Here is a 17,780-nt window from a genome sequence, read left to right as displayed (position 1 = left end):
ATTAAAGTTTAGATTTTGCTTTCAAATATTCTTCCCGACTAACCGGTTTGTCATTGAGTATATAAAATTCTTCTGCTGTAGCTTTAACATTGGTGGGAATTTCTTTTTTAGAAAGTACTACATCTGAATAAAAAATTATTTTTATGCCTTCAGGTTTCTGAATTAGAATTGTACCGTCTGCACTAATTTCTGGATAGTTTCCACAATCAATGTATACTGTATCCCCTTTTTTTGCGTTTTCAAAAATGAAGGTAAGTGAGTTGGTTGGAGTGGCACTTGATTTCCCAGAGTGATGTGGAGCGCCAACTGTACTAGAAAATACATCCCCTTTTTGATTTTCATCATTGAGATACCAATTTTGCGAAAATAAAGTAGTTGGGATCAATAAAATGAAGAGCCAAATGTACTTGCTATTAATTAATGCAGAATTTTCCATTTTAATAAATTTATACGCCAATTCAAATATAAATAACCTGATTTATTTATTAAAACAATGTTAATAATATTCAGTTTTTTTCGATGTAATAATAGTTGGCTAAATAATGAAAATTTGTATTGTTAATTTTTTGAATTATCTCTAATTAAATGATATGTAATTTTTTATTAAGTCAGATTAAGTAAGACATTAGATGAAAAATGTAAAATTACCGAGTAGTTCATCGACTTTTTTTTCGACGAAAGGAATTGTAAACTGTATAAAAATCCATTTATTTTGCACTGCACTCTAAAGTAAAGCGATGACTAGGACATCGTGGATATACGTATGGAAAGAAAAATAATAATTTATGATTCTGTTCCTTTAATGCATTATGCTTACAACGCATTATTTGGAAAAGATTTGAAATGTGAACTTCAATTTGCAGAAAGTGAATTCGACTTAGAAAACAAAGTAAGTTCAGAAAACTTTCATTTGGCAATAATTGATGTATTTCAAAAAGATCGAATCAACCTTTCAATCATCAAAAGGATTTCAAAACTCAATAAAAAATTAAACATTGCCGTTTATTCTTCTTTGTTTGATGACGAATTAAAGGCAAAAGCATTAATGTATGGTGCCTCAGTCGTTATTGAAAAAACAGAAAGTGCTGAAAGCATCATAAAAACAGTTCTTTTATTATCTGATGGCTCGCGTTATTTTGATAAAAAGATGAAGCTCAATGCCAAATTGAAATTGGTTAAGAAAAAGAATAGCAGTCCGCTGGTTAAATTATCTTCTCGAGAATTACAAATTGCCGAATTATTGGTTTCCGGTGTTTCAAATAATACAGTAACGCAGCAATTAAAACTTGCAGCAACTACTATAAGTACCTATAAAAAAAGGATATTTATTAAAACACAAACCCAAAATATCATCGAATTATCAGAACTTTTCAAGCAATACAATAAAACTAAATAGGAAAAATCCTTAAAAAAAATAGTGTTTTTCGTATTGTTTTTAAAAATTCATTCGTTTACTTTTGAATAAAAGTTTTGTCGTAAACTCAAAAAAGCAAGAATTTTAAATAGCATTTAAAAGATATTATAGTCAAATACATTCAATTTAAGTTATTGTTGTAAAAATTCTACAAATTGAAACTTAAACTTGAATCTATAAATTCTTTTTATGATAGGGTAAATTATTGAAATTTATGATATTAAGTGCTAAATTTAAAACTATGTATCAAATTTTTTTTATTTTGAGTAACATAAAAGTAAATTCGTTTACTTATTGTATAGATATCATTTAAAATTATAACCTGAGCGCATTCCAGAGGGCACGTTCTTTCTTTCGATTACTGTTTTAGAGTGCAGAAATCCTATTGTTTGGGTTAATCCATTTCCCGCCAATGGTTTGCATGCATCTGTGATAAGTTGACTGCAGTAAATCAATTAAGTTTTGCTTACATTTGATCAGTTGGAATAAACATGAAAAAAATCCAAATCTGCATACACACTCTAGAGTGATTTATTTCAGATGCACTCAGGTTTTATTTTTTATTTGCATAAATAGTATAAGTGAATTTTAAACGAATATTGTTATTTTTCCTTATTTTATTATTTAATTAAAACAGTAAACCCCATTTTTTTTATTTGGGGTTTTTAATTTCTAATACAGGGTTTTGATAATGAACGACTTATTTAACTCTGAAAAAAAACTTTTCAAATTCCTTGAATTTCTATTTGCAAAACAGAAAAAGCTTATTATATTTGCAACCGCATTGCAGCAGTGATGTGACATAATGGAGAAATGGCAGAGTGGTCGATTGCGGCAGTCTTGAAAACTGTTGACTGTAACAGGTCCGGGGGTTCGAATCCCTCTTTCTCCGCAAAAAAAAAACCGATTAGATTTCTAATCGGTTTTTTTATTTATACTATTTTTAGTTTAGTACGTAACATATTCCGTTATCTCCAATCCATAACCAATCATCCCCACACGTTTGGCTTGAAAACTATTCGTAATTAAGCGAATTTTAGAAATGTCGATGTCGTGTAAAATTTGGGCGCCAATACCAAAATCCTTGGTATCCATTTTCATTTGAGGGGCTTCCATTTTACCCTCTGACTGTAGTTGTTTTAATTCTGAAATACGCGTCAACAACTCAGATGGATCTCTTTCACTATTGATAAAAATAACCGCTCCTTTTTCTTCTTTATTAATCAATTGAAACACATCATCCATTTTTTTATCCATACAGCTCGTGAGTGCATTTAAAACATCGCTGTTGGCCGGACTTGAAATAATACGTGTCAACACCGAATCACCACTATTCCAACTTCCTTTGGTTAAAGTAATATGAATTTGTTTATTGGTAATCTGTTGATAGGCACGTAAACGGAACGAACCGTATTTGGTTTGTACTTGAAAATCTTCTTTTTTCTGAATCAAACTGTCGTGTTGCATACGATAGGCAACAAGGGCTTCAATTGAAACTAATTTTAAATCAAATCGTTTGGCTACTTCCACTAATTGCGGTAAACGCGCCATGGTGCCGTCTTCATTCATGATTTCAACTATCACACCCGCCGGTTTGAATCCGGCTAAACGGGCAAAGTCAATAGCCGCTTCAGTATGGCCTGTGCGACGTAATACACCACCTTGTTTTGCCGTTAACGGGAAAATATGTCCGGGACGCGCCAAATCAAAAGGCTTAGTGTCTTCATTAACCAATGCCAAAATGGTTTTGGCTCGATCCGCCGCTGAAATACCAGTCGTTACGCCATGGCCTTTTAAATCTACAGAAACAGTAAAAGCCGTCTCCATGTGATCCGTATTATTTTTTACCATGGAATGCAATTCCAATTCGGCACATCGTTTTTCAGTAAGCGGCGCACAAATCAATCCTCTTCCATGGGTAGCCATAAAGTTAATCATTTCGGGAGTAACCGTTTCTGCAGCGGCTAAGAAGTCGCCTTCATTTTCACGATCTTCATCATCGACAACAATGATGACTTTACCTTGACGGATATCTTCAATGGCTTCTTCTATTGTATTTAGTTGTATTGTAGCACTCATAATTAAGAGTTGGGCAAAAGTTTAGAATTGAGTTGTTTTTTTAAAAAATAAAACTGAATTGGATAAAAAGGAAAAGCCGTCAAAAGACTAATCACTAATCCGGGTTCCATTTCAGGCGCATTTTTCATTAAATGCAGCTGAATTTTAGTTACATAAAAGTATAGAACAAGTAAAAGGAGCAAAGCCCCACCCCAAACTAAGAAATGGGATGTAAAAAATAACACAGTGCAGAGTAATACCATTCCGAAGTAAACGCTGAGCGCCATTTTATTGTACTTTACAATTAAATCGTAGTTCAAATTTCCTAAGGATGCTTCAACGATTTCAGAAATGTCTTCACTAACAGGACTTTGTTCTACTACATCTGCAGTCGCTTTATTTTCAACCTGTTTTAGTTCTGAAACAGATAATTCTTCATCAATTAGTTCGGTTTCTGTTTCAAAAGATTCTTCATGCGATAGTGTTGAAACCGTTGTTAAATCTTCAATTTTTGAGCGCTTAAAGAATTTTAGAATCGGTTCCGTAATCACATCAAAAGTTACCATACCACCGATATCATTGATGGCACGATAGGTGAGGGTAATGGCTAGCGGAATTAGGATGAATGTCGAAAGCCAAACTCCTAAAAAGGGTGAAATTCCGTTTTCTTGTGCCAATCGTTTCCCAAACGTATTGACAAAGTGGAAAATGATAAAGATAATCACTGAAAACACAATAGGTAATCCAATACCGCCTTTCCGAATGATCGAACCCAAGGGCGCACCAATAAAAAACATTAGTATGCAAGAGAATGCAATCATGAATTTATCATAAATGGCAATCCAATGCTTATTAATGTTTTTCGTTTTTGCTTCCATTTCAAATAGCGAACTGTCAATTGTAAATCCGATATTCTCAACATTACTGTAGGCATATCGGTACACATCCACCTTTTGATTTTGCGATAAATAGGCTAAAATATCTTGCGAAGGCATTTTTTTGGTAAAATTCGACATACCCGCAGTATTGGAAACTATCCCAGATCGTGCTGCTAAGTTTTCTCCATACGATTGCGCTTCTTTTTTGTAATTGGCATTTAAAGAATCTAAAGTATACCGCAACTCAGAAATATTTAACATCGTAAAGGTGTTGCTTAAATCCAACCCATTCTGACTTTCTTGATTCAATTTGGATAAGTCAATGTTGAATACATCCCGTTTAAAAGTACCTTTGGCAAAGGGAATATTGTTGCGGGTTTCGTAATTGGTAGCGACATCTTCATAATAGGTACCGTCGTGTAAAACCAATTTCAAGGTATTGGAATCTTCGCTACTGACCAATTCCCCCGATTTAGCTTTGATTACGGTGGTAGTGCCCCCGCCATTCGGAATAGTGCGGTGAATGGTAATCCCTTCCAAAAGATTTCCTTTTTCACCTCGTTTTTTCATCACTTTGATGCTGTAATTGCCGATCTCACTAAATTGCCCTTCTGCAATTGCTAGAGCTGGTTTTAACTGTGCAATATTTCGTCTAAAATTGATGAATTTATATTCAGCGTAGGGAATAACATTATTCGCAAAGAAAAACGAAACAACCGAAAGGACTAAAATAAAATAAGTAAGGTATTTTAACGAGCGCTGAAAAGAAATACCTGAAGATTTCATGGCGGCAAACTCATAATTTTCAGCCAAACTTCCAAAGGTCATAATCGAAGCCAAAAGCACCGAAAGCGGCAATACCATGGGCACAATTCGCGGCATAGCAAACAATAAAAATTTGATGACCATTAAGGTATCCAAATCTTTACCGGCTAATTCAGAAATGAACAACCAGACAGTTTGTAATATGAAAATAAAAAATAGGATTACAAAAACCGAAGTAAATGTAATCCAGAAAGATTTTAATAAATACCGATCTATGATTTTCACCGAAACTAATCTAATTTATTGATCATGTATTTGGGGTACTTGCTCGCCACAAAAGTAAATTGATTTTTTGAAAGCGGTTGATTGGTTTTAAAAGAATTAACAGTTAATGTGGTACGTGTTCCGTTTTTCCCAATCTCAATTAAATTATAGATGGTTTTGGTTTGTGTGTCGATGCCTAATAGAATTTCTTTACGTTGGTCCTTGGCATTATTAGGGACCAATTTGATAATCTGAATTTTTCGCCCGTTAATGTTTTGCTGTATATCCCAGGTATACTTATAACCACTGTTGAAAAACGTCAACATCTTATTGGGAGTAATCGCTTTATCATCACTTTCGTTGACGCTAGAAATGGTGATTTCCTCGTCTTCGGGAACAATAGTGTAGGTTTTTTTACCGTCAAAAATTTTCGTCACTCCCATAAAATTTAAAACATATTTATTGCCTTGTAGGGTAACATTTCCTTTACTTTCTTGATTGATGTTTTCTTTGGCGTTTGTTAGGGTGTATTTAAAATCAATGACAATGTTGTCAAAACTCTTAATTTTTGCCGTAACCTGATCCAATAACGCTTTGGCCTTTTTATCCTGTGCTTGTACAGAAAACCCCAACGTAACCACCAGCACTACTGCTAAAAACTTTTTCATTTTATTCTTCGTTTTGTTCGTTATTAAAAAAATGTTCAAGGGCAACCAAGTCGGGAATATTCACCGAACGTGCTTTGCTTCCTTCAAACGGCCCCACAATTCCAGCAGCTTCTAATTGGTCTATTAATCGACCGGCACGGTTGTAGCCCAGTTTCAATTTGCGCTGCAATAATGATGCCGAACCTTGTTGAGCGGTTACAATAATTTCAGCGGCTTCACGGAACATAGAATCCCGTTCTGAGATGTCAAATTCGAGATTGACATTAGAACCTTCTTCGCCCACATATTCTGGGAGTAAATAAGCGGTTGCATAGGCTTTTTGCGAACCGATAAAATCGACTATCTTGTCTACTTCAGGTGTATCGACAAAGGCACACTGCACCCGTACTAAATCATTACCATTGGTATATAATAAATCTCCTCGACCTATTAATTGATCGGCACCTTGGGTGTCTAAAATCGTTCTTGAATCAATTTTAGAAGTTACCCGAAACGCAATACGTGCCGGGAAGTTGGCTTTAATAATCCCTGTAATAACATTCACCGACGGACGTTGTGTGGCAATTATCAAATGGATTCCAATTGCACGCGCCAATTGGGCCAAACGCGCAATCGGGGTTTCTACTTCTTTACCCGCTGTCATAATTAAATCGGCAAACTCGTCAACTACCAAAACAATGTAGGGTAGGAAGCGGTGGCCGTTTTCTGGATTTAATTTTCGGGCTTTGAATTTTTCATTATATTCTTTAATGTTTCGAACCATTGCATCTTTGAGTAAAGAGTAACGGTTGTCCATTTCAATACACAACGAATTCAGTGTATTAATTACTTTGGTGTTGTCAGTAATAATGGCATCTTCGGTATCGGGAAGTTTGGCCAAATAATGACGTTCAATTTTATTGAATAAAGTCAATTCTACCTTTTTGGGGTCAACCAACACAAATTTCACCTCTGCTGGGTGTTTTTTGTACAACAAAGAAGTGAGTACAGCATTCAATCCCACCGATTTTCCTTGACCTGTGGCTCCTGCCATCAACAAGTGGGGCATTTTTGCCAAGTCAACTACAAAGGTTTCATTGGAAATGGTTTTTCCTAGAGCAATAGGCAATTCCATTTCGGCTTCTTGAAAACGCGAAGCTGAAATTACCGTTTTCATCGGAACCATGGTTGGGTTTTTATTCGGAACTTCAATACCAATGGTTCCTTTTCCTGGGATAGGAGCAATGATACGAATTCCAAGCGCCGACAGTGATAAGGCAATATCGTCTTCTAAACTTTTGATTTTTGAAATACGAATACCGGCTTCGGGAACAATTTCGTATAACGTTACCGAAGGTCCAACAGTGGCCTTGATTTGTGCGATATCAATTTTATAATTGCGTAAGGTATCGACAATTCGGTTTTTATTTTCTTCTAATTCTTCTTGATTAATTGTGATTCCAACACTTGCATATTCTTTGAGCAAATCAATCGTCGGAAATTTATAATTAGAAAGTTCGAGCGTTGGATCAAACAAACCAAAATTCTCTACTAATTTTGCAGCAAGGTTTTCTACAATAACGTCTTCATCTTGTGCTTTTTCTATAACAAAAGCATCATCATTGGTTTTAATGATTTCTTTCTGAACTGGCGTTGGAGGAGGAGCAACGGGTGGAACAATAGGCTCGTTTGGCGTCAACAGCACAGGTTCGATATCCGGTTCATGAATGGGGTCTATACCTGTTTTGTTCGGATTCAAATCTATTCCCGAATAACTGGATATTGTAGGTTTTAAGGCTTCTTTATTAATTTCAAATTGTGATTTGGGTTGCACAATTTCTTCAATCGTATAATCGGGTTGGGGTTCGTTCTCTTCATCGTTAATCGCATACTCTTCAAGGTTATAAGCGGTGTCAGCCGATTCAGAAGTTGCAGGATTAATGGTTTCAAGATCCGCTTGCATGTCCGCTTTTTTCTTTTCATAAAACGCTTTTACACCATCGGGAGAAAGTCGAATTTTGAAAATCAAATAGATAAGTACACTGAAAATTAAGACCAACAAAGTCCCCGTTTTTCCGATATAATCTTGAATAAATGTATTGGTTTCATAGCCAATAGTTCCGCCCAATTCGGGTATGGAATTGGCAAAAAAGCCCAAAATCATAGAAACTACAATTAGCGCAAAAAGATCCCAAAACCAAGTCGATTTTAATTTTCGTAAGGGAATGTCTAGAATTAGAAAAGAACCTGTAGTGAAGAATAACTTTACAAATAGAAAAGAGGCTGCGCCAAATCCTTTGTAAATAAACGCATCAGCTAACCAAGCACCAAATTTTCCCAACCAATTTTGGGCTTCTTTGCTACGATCAATAAATGCATTGGCTACACTTTGGTCTTCTTGTCCATTAACAAAATACGAAATAAATGCTACCAATAAGGCAACTGAAAAAAGCACCAAAAGGCAACCCAAAATAAATTTGTATTGCCTTTTCATTTTAAATTTTTTCAATGTATCCGCACCATTTTCTGGCTGCGTTTCTTTACTTGATTTCTTGGCCATTATTACGCTAAATTTCTATAAAAGTAGCAAAAAAAATTAAAGGAATTTTGGAACATAAATCATTGCACCAATAGCAACGCCTGTAAGTGCTGCAAACATAACTGCTCCTGCCGCAATATCTTTGATAAATCCAATTTTCTCATGGTATTCGGGATGAATAAAGTCGGCTATTTTTTCAGCGGCTGTATTCAATCCTTCAACAGCCACAATTAAACCGATGGCAAAGGTTTGAAACATCCATTCGGTCATGGATATTTTGAAGTAAAACCCTGCAGCAGTCATCATTGCTCCAATGCTTAACTGTACCATCACACTGTGTTCTGTGGTGGCGAGTTTCCAAGCCCCATTGAAAGCAAATTTGAAACTTTTTAACCGACCAGAGACAAAGGATTTATCGCGTTGAAATTCCATGTGTAATTATTTTAAAGCTTCTAAAGCCGCTTCATAATTGGGTTCGTTTGCAATTTCACCCACTTGTTCCGCATGTTTTACAACACCGTTTTCATCCAATACGACAACGACACGTGAATGTAAGCCGGCTAAAACGCTATCGGTAATTTCTAATCCGTAGTCCTTTCCAAAAGCACCCGTTTTGAAATCGGATAAGTTGATGACATTTTCTAACCCTTCCGCTCCACAAAAACGTTTTTGAGCAAAAGGTAAATCACGGGAAATACATAATACTTTTGTATTTTCAAGTGCTGATGCCTTAGCATTGAATGTGCGAACAGAAGTTGCACATGTGGAAGTATCGATACTTGGAAAGATATTAAGAACCACTTTACTTCCAGCAAAATCAGCTAGATGTACCGTAGATAAATCGTCTTTTACTAATTCAAATGCTGGAGCTTTTGATCCCACTTCGGGTAAATTGCCTGAGGTATGTACGGGATTCCCGCCTAATGTAATTTGTGCCATTTTCTTGAATGTTTTTAGAGTTGCAAAAATATAATTTTTAAATCGAATATAACTACGTGTTTGATTGAATTTCAGATTTTATATCGAAGTAGATGCATTAAAAAAGCCCTCCGGAGAGGGCTTCAATTTATTTGTCTATCGAACCGAGTACGCGTTTCATGAAATCATTTAAGGCAGTTTTTTTGTCCTTACCTTCTTTGATCATTTTGTGGACTTCTAAGGCACCGTACATATTGGAAATCAATTCGCCAATTACATCCAGTTCCTCATCCTTAAGCGACTCCAATTCGGTTAAATGTTCCAAAACTTCAATCGTTTCCACGATATAATCTTGATCATTGTCCTCAATGAATTGCGTTAATTGTTTGATTACAGGTAGTTTCATACTTACACAACTTCTTGAACTAACTCCGCTAAAACTTCAGCTTTGTTAGTTTGGGTTTGGTTGACTAAAGCGCCATTTTTAAAAGTAGCAAATGTGGGTAGATTGTCCACTTTTGCCAATTGGCGCGAGTTTGGAAACTGTTCGGCATCCACAACCACAAAGGGAATGGATTCGTTCTGACTGGCCAACATTTTGAATTTGGGCTTCATAATGCGGCAATTTCCACACCAAGACGCTGCATATTGTACAACGACGGTTTCATTATTGGCAACAATTTCGGCTAAATTATCTTGATCTAATTCTTGAAACATGGTTTTCTCTTTTTAGCGTTAGGAATATGTATGAAAAACGGAAATCCTAACTAATATTAATGATTCGATAAATACGAAGCAGTACTGTTACGATCCGCATTCATGGCATCTTTTCCTTTTTCCCAGTTGGCTGGACAAACTTCTCCTTTGGTTTGAACATGCGTATAAGCATCAATCAAACGTAAATATTCGTGAACATTACGTCCTAATGGCATATCGTTTACACTTTCATGGAAAATTTTACCGGTTTCATCTACTAAATAGGTAGCACGGTAAGTAACATTTGAACCTTCTAACAAGATTGAATCGGTATCTTCGTTGTATTCACCCGCTTCAATATCTAAAATCCCTAAAGTAGAAGATAAGTTACGAGTAGTATCGGCTAATAAAGGATACGTTACACCTTCGATACCGCCATTGTTTTTGGCGGTGTTTAACCAAGCAAAGTGTACTTCATTCGTATCACAAGAAGCTCCAATTACCATTGTATTACGAGCTTCAAATTCTTCTAAAGCCGCTTGAAAAGCATGTAATTCTGTTGGACAAACAAAGGTGAAATCTTTTGGGTACCAGAAAAGCAATACTTTTTTATTGTTTTTTACCGCTTCGTCTAAAACGTTGATGCGTAAATTATCGCCCATGAAAGAGATGGCGTCTACTGTAATGTTTGGGAATTTTTTTCCAACTAATGACATGTGTATTGTGTATTAAATTAGTAATTGATTTTTTTTAACACTGCAAAAATACAGACAACTTAAGCGTGATTCTATTAATTTTTATTATTAGTTTTTATTACAGAATAGTTTTTGACTATTCAATAACCGTTTGTCGGTACTTCAAATCATTCAAATAAAAGTTTATATTTGTTTTTCTCAATTATAATGCAGTAAAGCGTATGAAATTTTCCAATTTATTTCGAAAGAAATCGGTACATGATATTTTAAAGCAAGTCGCAAAAAATGAAGCCGACGGACATCATGCCTTGGGAAAACATCTTACCGCCAGAGATTTAACCGCTTTTGGAATTGCAGCCATTATTGGAGCTGGAATCTTCAGTACCATTGGAAAAGCGAGTGCTGACGGTGGCCCTGCCGTCATCTTTTTATTTCTATTTACTGCGGTTGCTTGTAGCTTTGCCGCCTTTGCCTATGCAGAATTTGCTTCTATGGTTCCCGTTTCAGGGAGTGCTTATACCTATTCCTATGTGGCTTTTGGTGAAATCGTAGCCTGGATTATCGGTTGGGCTTTAATCATGGAATATGCCATTGGTAACATCACGGTAGCCATTTCATGGAGTGACTATTTTACCGGACTCCTAGAGAGCGGCGGCATTCACCTTCCCCAATGGATTCAAATGGATTATTTGACAGCCTCTAAAGGATTTGATGAAGCTACTGCGCTCATGCATAGTGGTAAAACCTTTGAGAATTTAAGCGAAAGCGTACAAGCGGCCTATACCGCATGGACAACAGCTCCCACATTGGGTGGATTTCATTTGGTGGCCGATTTACCAGCACTTCTCATTATCATTATCATTACCTTTTTGGTGTACCGTGGCATGAAAGAATCCCGAAATGCCAGTAATTTAATGGTGGTCGTGAAATTGTGTATAATCTTATTGGTGATTGCAGTGGGTGTGTTTTATGTAGATACCGATAATTGGAGTCCGTTTGCACCCAATGGAGTCACCGGAATTTTAAAAGGCGTATCAGCCGTTTTCTTTGCGTATATCGGATTTGATGCGATTTCAACCACCGCAGAAGAATGTAAAGATCCACAGCGCGATTTACCCAAAGGGATGATGTGGGCTATCATTATTTGTACTTTACTTTATATCATCATCGCTCTTGTTTTAACGGGTATGGTATCGTATGAAAGTTTGAATGTTGGTGATCCTTTAGCTTTTGTGTTTGATAAATTGGATCTAAAATGGATGTCGGGAATTATCGCGGTAAGTGCCGTGGTTGCGATGGCCAGTGTGTTATTGGTTTTTCAAATGGGACAACCCCGAATATGGATGAGTATGAGTCGGGACGGACTTTTACCAAAACGCTATTCCAAAGTTCATCCTAAATATAAAACGCCTTCGTATGCGACTATAGTCACCGGATTTGTAGTCGCTATTCCAGCACTTTTCCTTAATTTAACGATGGTGACGGATTTATGTAGTATTGGTACGTTATTCGCATTTGTTTTGGTGTGTGCCGGAGTCTTGGTTTTGCAAAATAAACCCGATGTGCCGCGCGGAAAATTTAAAACACCTTATGTTAATGCCAAATATATTTTCCCAGTAGTATTGCTAATTGGGATGGTTTGTGCCTTGAAATTTTTCCCTCAAAATGTGGCCGATTTTGTAACCAATAAACCCAAATTAAATGATGCGGCTACCTTGGTTACTTCTTTGAGTAAAGAGGAAGCCAAAGCGGTAACTAACTATCTTTATGATTTGAAAATGATCAAAGACACTAAGGTTGATTTGGAAGCTACATTAAGTGAATACCAAAAAGACCCAAAAGCCTATCATTCTTTAGTTGATGAACTACCTATTGATCAAAGTTTGAAATACGAAGCCGGATTTGCATTATTCCAACACAAAATCCCGATGTGGATTTTCATCGTGACTTTATTTGGATTAGCGGCTTGGGCTTACCAAAAGAATTTGTCGTTGATTCCGTTACTCGGGTTGGTGAGTTGCTTGTACATGATGGCGGAACTCAGTGTATGGAACTGGATCTATTTCACAATTTGGTTGTTGGTAGGCTTAACGATTTACTTTGGCTTTAGTTATAAAAACAGTAAGTTAAACGAAAACACTCCGTTGAGTTAGGGTATCTAAATCCTATTTCTTCAAGATTTTTTTAGTGTAAACACTCCCGTCGTTGCATTCAATTTTAAGTAGATAAAGTCCGGAAAAGAGTGAACTCATATCTATCTCTTGAGCAATGTTGCTTTGTTGGTATACGACTTTCCCATCGAGAGCGAATACGGTTAGCTGATCAATATTTTTATTGAACGTATTGCCTAGAGTCATCGTAGTTTCCACAGGATTGGGATACGTTGTGAAATAATCAAAAGAAGGAGTTGTTAACGCATTGGCGCAGGTTACACTGGTGTCACAAGGTGTTACGTTGGTGTCTAATTGATATGAATTATATATTAATCCTGAATTTATTTCAGAAATTTCACCAGCATCTACATAAATTGTGAGTTGATTTGTGGAAACACAATTAATCATAATAGCAGGTAGGGGTATTAAGGGCGGTATTGAAACAACAGTGTTACGGTATGTTACACTAGTTATATACTGGGGAGTTAGATGATTGTTTTTTAAATTAATAGTTGTAAGGTTAGGGGCAGTACTTATAATTAATGCTTTTACAGCAGTATTGCATAAATTTAAGTCAGCAAATGGATAATTTTGAAGTGAAATGCTTTTTAATTGTGTTAATGAATTGGGACAAAACTGATTAATCGTAGTATCAAAATCAACCCTTAAAAAAGTTACATTTTGAGGAATAACACTACTGTCAATCATTGTCCAGCCGTTTGAGCCCAACCAAACTTCTTTGATTTGAGTGAGTGCCATCAAGCTGTTGGTTGGAATAGGATTACCATGAGTTTCTATATTTTTCAAATTGGGGAAATACTCCAATCCCTCTAAAGAGCTAATATTACTGTTTGCTATATTGATTCTTTCAGCTAACAATGTTTCACTAACTTCAATTTCGCCATCTCCATTACTATCTAAGTTAATACTGGTGTAGTTTGGATTATAATAACTAGCGGTGTTTGGACTTAATAATTTCGCTTTTAAATTGGCATCTGGAAAATTGATAATTTGACCGAATGAAAAAAGGCTTATAAATAAGGCGGATAGGAGTAATTTTTGTTTCATAATCAAGCTTTTAGGAGTATAAAAGTAGTATATTTTTGCAAACAAAAAAAATCCATACACTTTCGAGCATGGATTTTCAACTAAAAACTTAAAAATAAAAACTAAAGTATACCGAGTTGACGCATACAATCGGTCATTTTTTCGTAGGTACGTTCTATATCATTATCCAAACCAATTGAAAAACGAATTAAGCCATCGGTCAATCCCATTTCTTGTTGTTCGTCCATCGGAATTTCACTCGAAGTCGAGGTTCCCGGCGCACTAAATAAGGTTTTGTAAAAACCAAGACTTACCGCCAAATAGCCTAAATTATTGTGTTGCATTAATTCCATTAAGGCATTAGCACGGTCCAGCGAACCCACATCCAAAGTCATCATGCCGCCATAACCGTATTCGTGATTCATTTGGCGGGATAAAATCGTATGACTGGGATGACTTTCCAATCCTGGGTAGACCACTTTTAAGCCGTCTTTTTCAAAACGAGACGCCAAATAGGCCGCATTGTAACTGTGTTGTTTCATGCGGATATGTAACGTACGTAGGTTTTTTAAAATGGATGCCGAACGGAAACTATCCATCGTCGGACCTAGTAACATACAAGCTCCATCATTAACATTGCGCAAATCATCAATGAATTGTTGGGTACCACAAATCACACCACCTACCGTGTCTGAACTTCCGTTTATGAATTTTGTCAAACTGTGGATCACGACATCAGCGCCCAATTTTACGGGTGCAACTTGTAAAGGTGAAAAGGTATTGTCTACCACCAATTTTAGGTTGTATTTTTTGGCTAATTGTGCCAAACCTTGAATGTCCGCTACCTCCAATAACGGATTGCTCACCGTTTCACAATACAATACTTTTGTATTGGGAGTAATCGCAGCTTCAACAACTTCCAATTTGGTAATGTCTACAAAGCGAGTGGCGATTTTCCATTTTGGCAACATGTTTTTCATGAACGCATAGGTACCGCCATAAATAGTCCGACTCGACACAATCTCATCGCCACTGGCACACAATTGCATCAATACCGAAGTAATCGCTCCCATACCCGAAGCTGTGACATTGGCCGCTTCGGTTCCTTCAAGAGCGGCAAGGGCCTGACCCAAATAGAGGTTCATGGGGGAGGAGTGACGCGAATACAAATAACAGCCTTCGGCATTGCCTTCAAAGGTATCAAACATTGTTTTTGCCGATAAAAAAGTATAGGTGGATGAATCTGAAATGGAAGGGTTTACTCCGCCAAATTCGCCAAAATATTGTAAATCTTGAATTTGATCCGCCGGTTTAAAATCAAAAGGATTTTGCATAGGGATAGTAAAATTGAATTTGTTTGTTTCTTCAAAATTCAACTATTGCATTTTATTTTTCAAGTATTATTTTTATTTTTAGAAAATAAATCTATAAAAACTAAATAATATAGATTATAAGTCTAAATTTGTTACAATTACAATCTTTTCTTAGAAAAACCTCCCATGGATACAATTGATAAAAAACTGTTAGGGTTAGTGCAAAATGATGCCCGAATGACCAATAAAGAATTGGCACTGAAACTTCAAATGTCCGTTACCGCGGTCTATGAACGCATCCGAAAATTGGAACGGGAAGGGGTGATCAAAAACTATGTGGCTTTGATTGATCGCAATAAAATTGAAAAAGCGTTTATCGTGTTTTGTCACATCAAATTGGTCCAACACACCAAAGATTACTTGGTGCGGTTTGAAGCCGAAGTCATTAAATTACCCGAAGTGTTGGAATGTTTTCACGTGAGCGGCGATTACGACTATATTCTGAAAATAGCTGTAAAAGATATGGAAGCGTACCGCGATTTTATGGTGACCAAACTCACGGGATTACAGCATATCGGTAGTACCCACAGTTCGTTTATGATTGGGGAAATAAAAAACAGTACGGCGTATGAAATGTAACGCCTTAGTAAATCAAATTTTAATTGATTGTTATGAATTCTTCACTTTACATTTTATAGAGTATTTAAACTATGAAAAAAACAAAATCAACAATTGCGCTCCAATAATTCGTAAAATCATAGTTAAGGGATATACCGTGGCATACGTTGCAGAAGGCGTATCGTTTCCTGCAATTTTCAAAGCAAAAGCCAATGCCGGTGGGTCAGTGGAAGCGCCTGCCATCAAGCCCATGACTTCGAAAAAGTTTTTCTTGAATACTTTTTTAGCCAACCAACCCGTAATTAATAGCGGAATTAAGGTGATAACAAGTCCCATTCCAATCCAATAAAATCCGGTACTTCCCGTAAATGCAGTGGCCAATTGCGCTCCACTACCTAATCCGACACTGGCCAAGAAAAAGGAAATCCCCAATTCCCGCAGCATCAAATTGGCACTGTGCGTGGTGTAATTGTTCAAATACATTTGATTTCCAAACCGACTCAATAAAAGAGCTACAAGTAAAGGTCCGCCTGCAAGACCTATTTTTACGGGAACAGGGATACTCGGAATTTGAAGCGGAATACTACCCACAATGAGTCCGAGCACGATACCAATGAATATAGGAGCCAAGTCGGGCACTTCCAAACGTTTGACAGAATTTCCCAAAATTTTGGTTGCTTGTTCCAATCCCTCGGCTGTCCCCACCACTTTTAGGGTATCGCCCAATTGTAGAACGATATTTCCATTGGGAACCAATTGTGTACCGGCGCGATTCAAGCGTGTAAACGTAAAATCATGTTGGTGTAATTCCGCAATATCACCCAATCGATGGTGGGTAATCGCCTTATTAGTTACCACAAAATGTTGGCTGATTAAGTTGCTGTCAATTGCAGTTTTAAGGTTCATCGAACTTTCAGCACCAATCAATAAATGCAATTGGTCAAATGTCGTTTTGGGAGCAACAATCAACAGTACATCGCCATTGGCCAAAACCGTTTTCGGAGTAGGAGTGATGATTTCTCCATGATGAAACATGCGGGAAACCACTATTGGAGTTTTGATTATCTCAAAAATTTGCGACAAGGTTTTACCAATCAATTGTTGGTTGTCCAACTGCAGGTGTTTGGAAATGACACGGTTTTCCCGTAATTGTTGCAACTTGTTTTGCAATTCAGTTTCTTTTTCAATGTTAACTTTGAATAGTTTCTTTAGCACCAACATGGCTGCAATAATACCAAATACGCCAAAGGGATAGGCCACAGCATAGGCCAGTGTTACCGTTGAATTGTCGGCTGTGCCGCCATGGATATTGCTCAGCGTGGTTTGTGCTGCGGCTAATCCCGGCGTATTAGTAACTGCTCCACTCATCACGCCACTCATCTCACCAATAGAGTAGGTGGTAGTGAAATAAAACAATAGCGTAATGACCAAACCCAAACTCACCATTAGGGCCGCCAAAACATTATTGGTCAATGCATTTCGATTCAAAGAGGCAAAGAAACCCGGTCCGACTTGTAGTCCTAGGGTGTAAACAAAAAGGACGAGTCCGAAGTCTTTCAAGAATTCCCGAATTTCATTTTCTACGACGACACCCGCGAAAGAAAACGCCAATCCGATGAATAATACCCATGTCACACCGAGCGAAATACCGAAGAATTTGACTTTGCCCAAACTAATGCCGAGGGCGATAACCAAACCGAAAAGGATTAAGGTGTTGGCAAATGAAGGTTGGGTCAGTAAGGTGGTTATCCAGTCCATGGCTCGGTGTGTAAAGG

At 36.9% G+C, this 17,780-nt stretch carries 16 protein-coding genes and 1 tRNA gene; 4 read left to right on the top strand and 13 right to left on the bottom strand.

Annotated features, from left to right (window positions below; translation table 11 throughout):
* Position 1: 1 nt before the first annotated feature.
* A complete protein-coding gene (locus OLM45_RS10755; RefSeq protein ID WP_264510031.1) occupies positions 2-436 on the bottom strand; it encodes a hypothetical protein in 435 nt (144 codons plus the stop codon).
* A 327-nt stretch (positions 437-763) separates the two neighbouring features.
* On the opposite strand from OLM45_RS10755, the gene OLM45_RS10750 reads away from it, so the two are divergent.
* Complete coding sequence (locus OLM45_RS10750) at positions 764-1,396, top strand: response regulator transcription factor (protein WP_264510029.1); 633 nt, start codon at positions 764-766, stop codon at positions 1,394-1,396.
* Between the two features lie 825 nt (positions 1,397-2,221).
* A tRNA-Ser gene (locus OLM45_RS10745) sits at positions 2,222-2,306 on the top strand.
* A gap of 56 nt (positions 2,307-2,362) precedes the next feature.
* Here OLM45_RS10745 and ribB read toward each other — a convergent pair.
* The 9 genes from ribB to OLM45_RS10700 form a co-directional block, all read right to left on the bottom strand.
* Positions 2,363-3,493: a 3,4-dihydroxy-2-butanone-4-phosphate synthase gene (gene ribB / locus OLM45_RS10740; RefSeq protein ID WP_264510027.1), complete on the bottom strand. Its 1,131-nt coding sequence runs from the start codon at positions 3,491-3,493 to the stop codon at positions 2,363-2,365.
* A 2-nt stretch (positions 3,494-3,495) separates the two neighbouring features.
* Positions 3,496-5,400, bottom strand: a complete 1,905-nt coding sequence (locus OLM45_RS10735; RefSeq protein WP_319799974.1) for an LptF/LptG family permease — start codon at positions 5,398-5,400, stop codon at positions 3,496-3,498.
* Positions 5,401-5,405: 5 nt separating this feature from the next.
* The gene (locus tag OLM45_RS10730) at positions 5,406-6,047 is read right to left on the bottom strand and encodes a LolA family protein (protein ID WP_129461037.1); all 642 of its coding nucleotides are present in this window, start codon (positions 6,045-6,047) and stop codon (positions 5,406-5,408) included.
* A 1-nt stretch (position 6,048) separates the two neighbouring features.
* Entirely contained in the window at positions 6,049-8,586 is a 2,538-nt protein-coding gene (locus tag OLM45_RS10725) for a DNA translocase FtsK (protein WP_264510025.1), read from the bottom strand.
* Between the two features lie 36 nt (positions 8,587-8,622).
* Positions 8,623-8,997 carry a diacylglycerol kinase family protein gene (locus OLM45_RS10720; RefSeq protein ID WP_264510023.1) on the bottom strand — a complete coding sequence of 125 codons (375 nt, stop codon included), beginning with the start codon at positions 8,995-8,997 and terminating at the stop codon, positions 8,623-8,625.
* A gap of 6 nt (positions 8,998-9,003) precedes the next feature.
* Complete coding sequence (gene tpx, locus OLM45_RS10715) at positions 9,004-9,504, bottom strand: thiol peroxidase (protein ID WP_264510021.1); 501 nt, start codon at positions 9,502-9,504, stop codon at positions 9,004-9,006.
* A gap of 127 nt (positions 9,505-9,631) precedes the next feature.
* Positions 9,632-9,889, bottom strand: a complete 258-nt coding sequence (locus OLM45_RS10710; protein ID WP_129461041.1) for a DUF6952 family protein — start codon at positions 9,887-9,889, stop codon at positions 9,632-9,634.
* A 2-nt stretch (positions 9,890-9,891) separates the two neighbouring features.
* Entirely contained in the window at positions 9,892-10,200 is a 309-nt protein-coding gene (locus OLM45_RS10705) for a thioredoxin family protein (RefSeq protein ID WP_264510019.1), read from the bottom strand.
* Between the two features lie 56 nt (positions 10,201-10,256).
* Positions 10,257-10,895 (bottom strand): peroxiredoxin, encoded by a 639-nt coding sequence (locus OLM45_RS10700; RefSeq protein WP_129461043.1) that lies wholly within the window; start codon positions 10,893-10,895, stop codon positions 10,257-10,259.
* Between the two features lie 200 nt (positions 10,896-11,095).
* On the opposite strand from OLM45_RS10700, the gene OLM45_RS10695 reads away from it, so the two are divergent.
* Complete coding sequence (locus OLM45_RS10695) at positions 11,096-13,027, top strand: amino acid permease (protein ID WP_264510017.1); 1,932 nt, start codon at positions 11,096-11,098, stop codon at positions 13,025-13,027.
* A gap of 12 nt (positions 13,028-13,039) precedes the next feature.
* On the opposite strand, the gene OLM45_RS10690 is transcribed toward OLM45_RS10695, so the two are convergent.
* On the bottom strand, positions 13,040-14,095 hold the full coding sequence (locus OLM45_RS10690) for a T9SS type A sorting domain-containing protein (RefSeq protein WP_264510015.1): 1,056 nt from the start codon (positions 14,093-14,095) through the stop codon (positions 13,040-13,042).
* Between the two features lie 101 nt (positions 14,096-14,196).
* Positions 14,197-15,408, bottom strand: coding sequence for an aminotransferase class I/II-fold pyridoxal phosphate-dependent enzyme (locus OLM45_RS10685; protein ID WP_264510013.1), 1,212 nt, complete (start codon positions 15,406-15,408; stop codon positions 14,197-14,199).
* A 165-nt stretch (positions 15,409-15,573) separates the two neighbouring features.
* On the opposite strand from OLM45_RS10685, the gene OLM45_RS10680 reads away from it, so the two are divergent.
* Positions 15,574-16,026 carry an Lrp/AsnC family transcriptional regulator gene (locus OLM45_RS10680; protein WP_264510011.1) on the top strand — a complete coding sequence of 151 codons (453 nt, stop codon included), beginning with the start codon at positions 15,574-15,576 and terminating at the stop codon, positions 16,024-16,026.
* Between the two features lie 69 nt (positions 16,027-16,095).
* Here the strand turns inward: OLM45_RS10680 and OLM45_RS10675 are convergent, their stop codons facing one another.
* Positions 16,096-17,763: a putative transporter gene (locus tag OLM45_RS10675; protein ID WP_264510009.1), complete on the bottom strand. Its 1,668-nt coding sequence runs from the start codon at positions 17,761-17,763 to the stop codon at positions 16,096-16,098.
* Positions 17,764-17,780: the final 17 nt, after the last annotated feature.

The organism is Flavobacterium sp. N1719, from assembly GCF_025947045.1.
In the GTDB taxonomy this organism is placed as follows: Bacteria; Bacteroidota; Bacteroidia; order Flavobacteriales; family Flavobacteriaceae; genus Flavobacterium; species Flavobacterium stagni.
The sequence above is the reverse complement of the archived record's forward strand: the minus strand, read 5'-3'. Positions and strand labels throughout refer to the sequence as shown.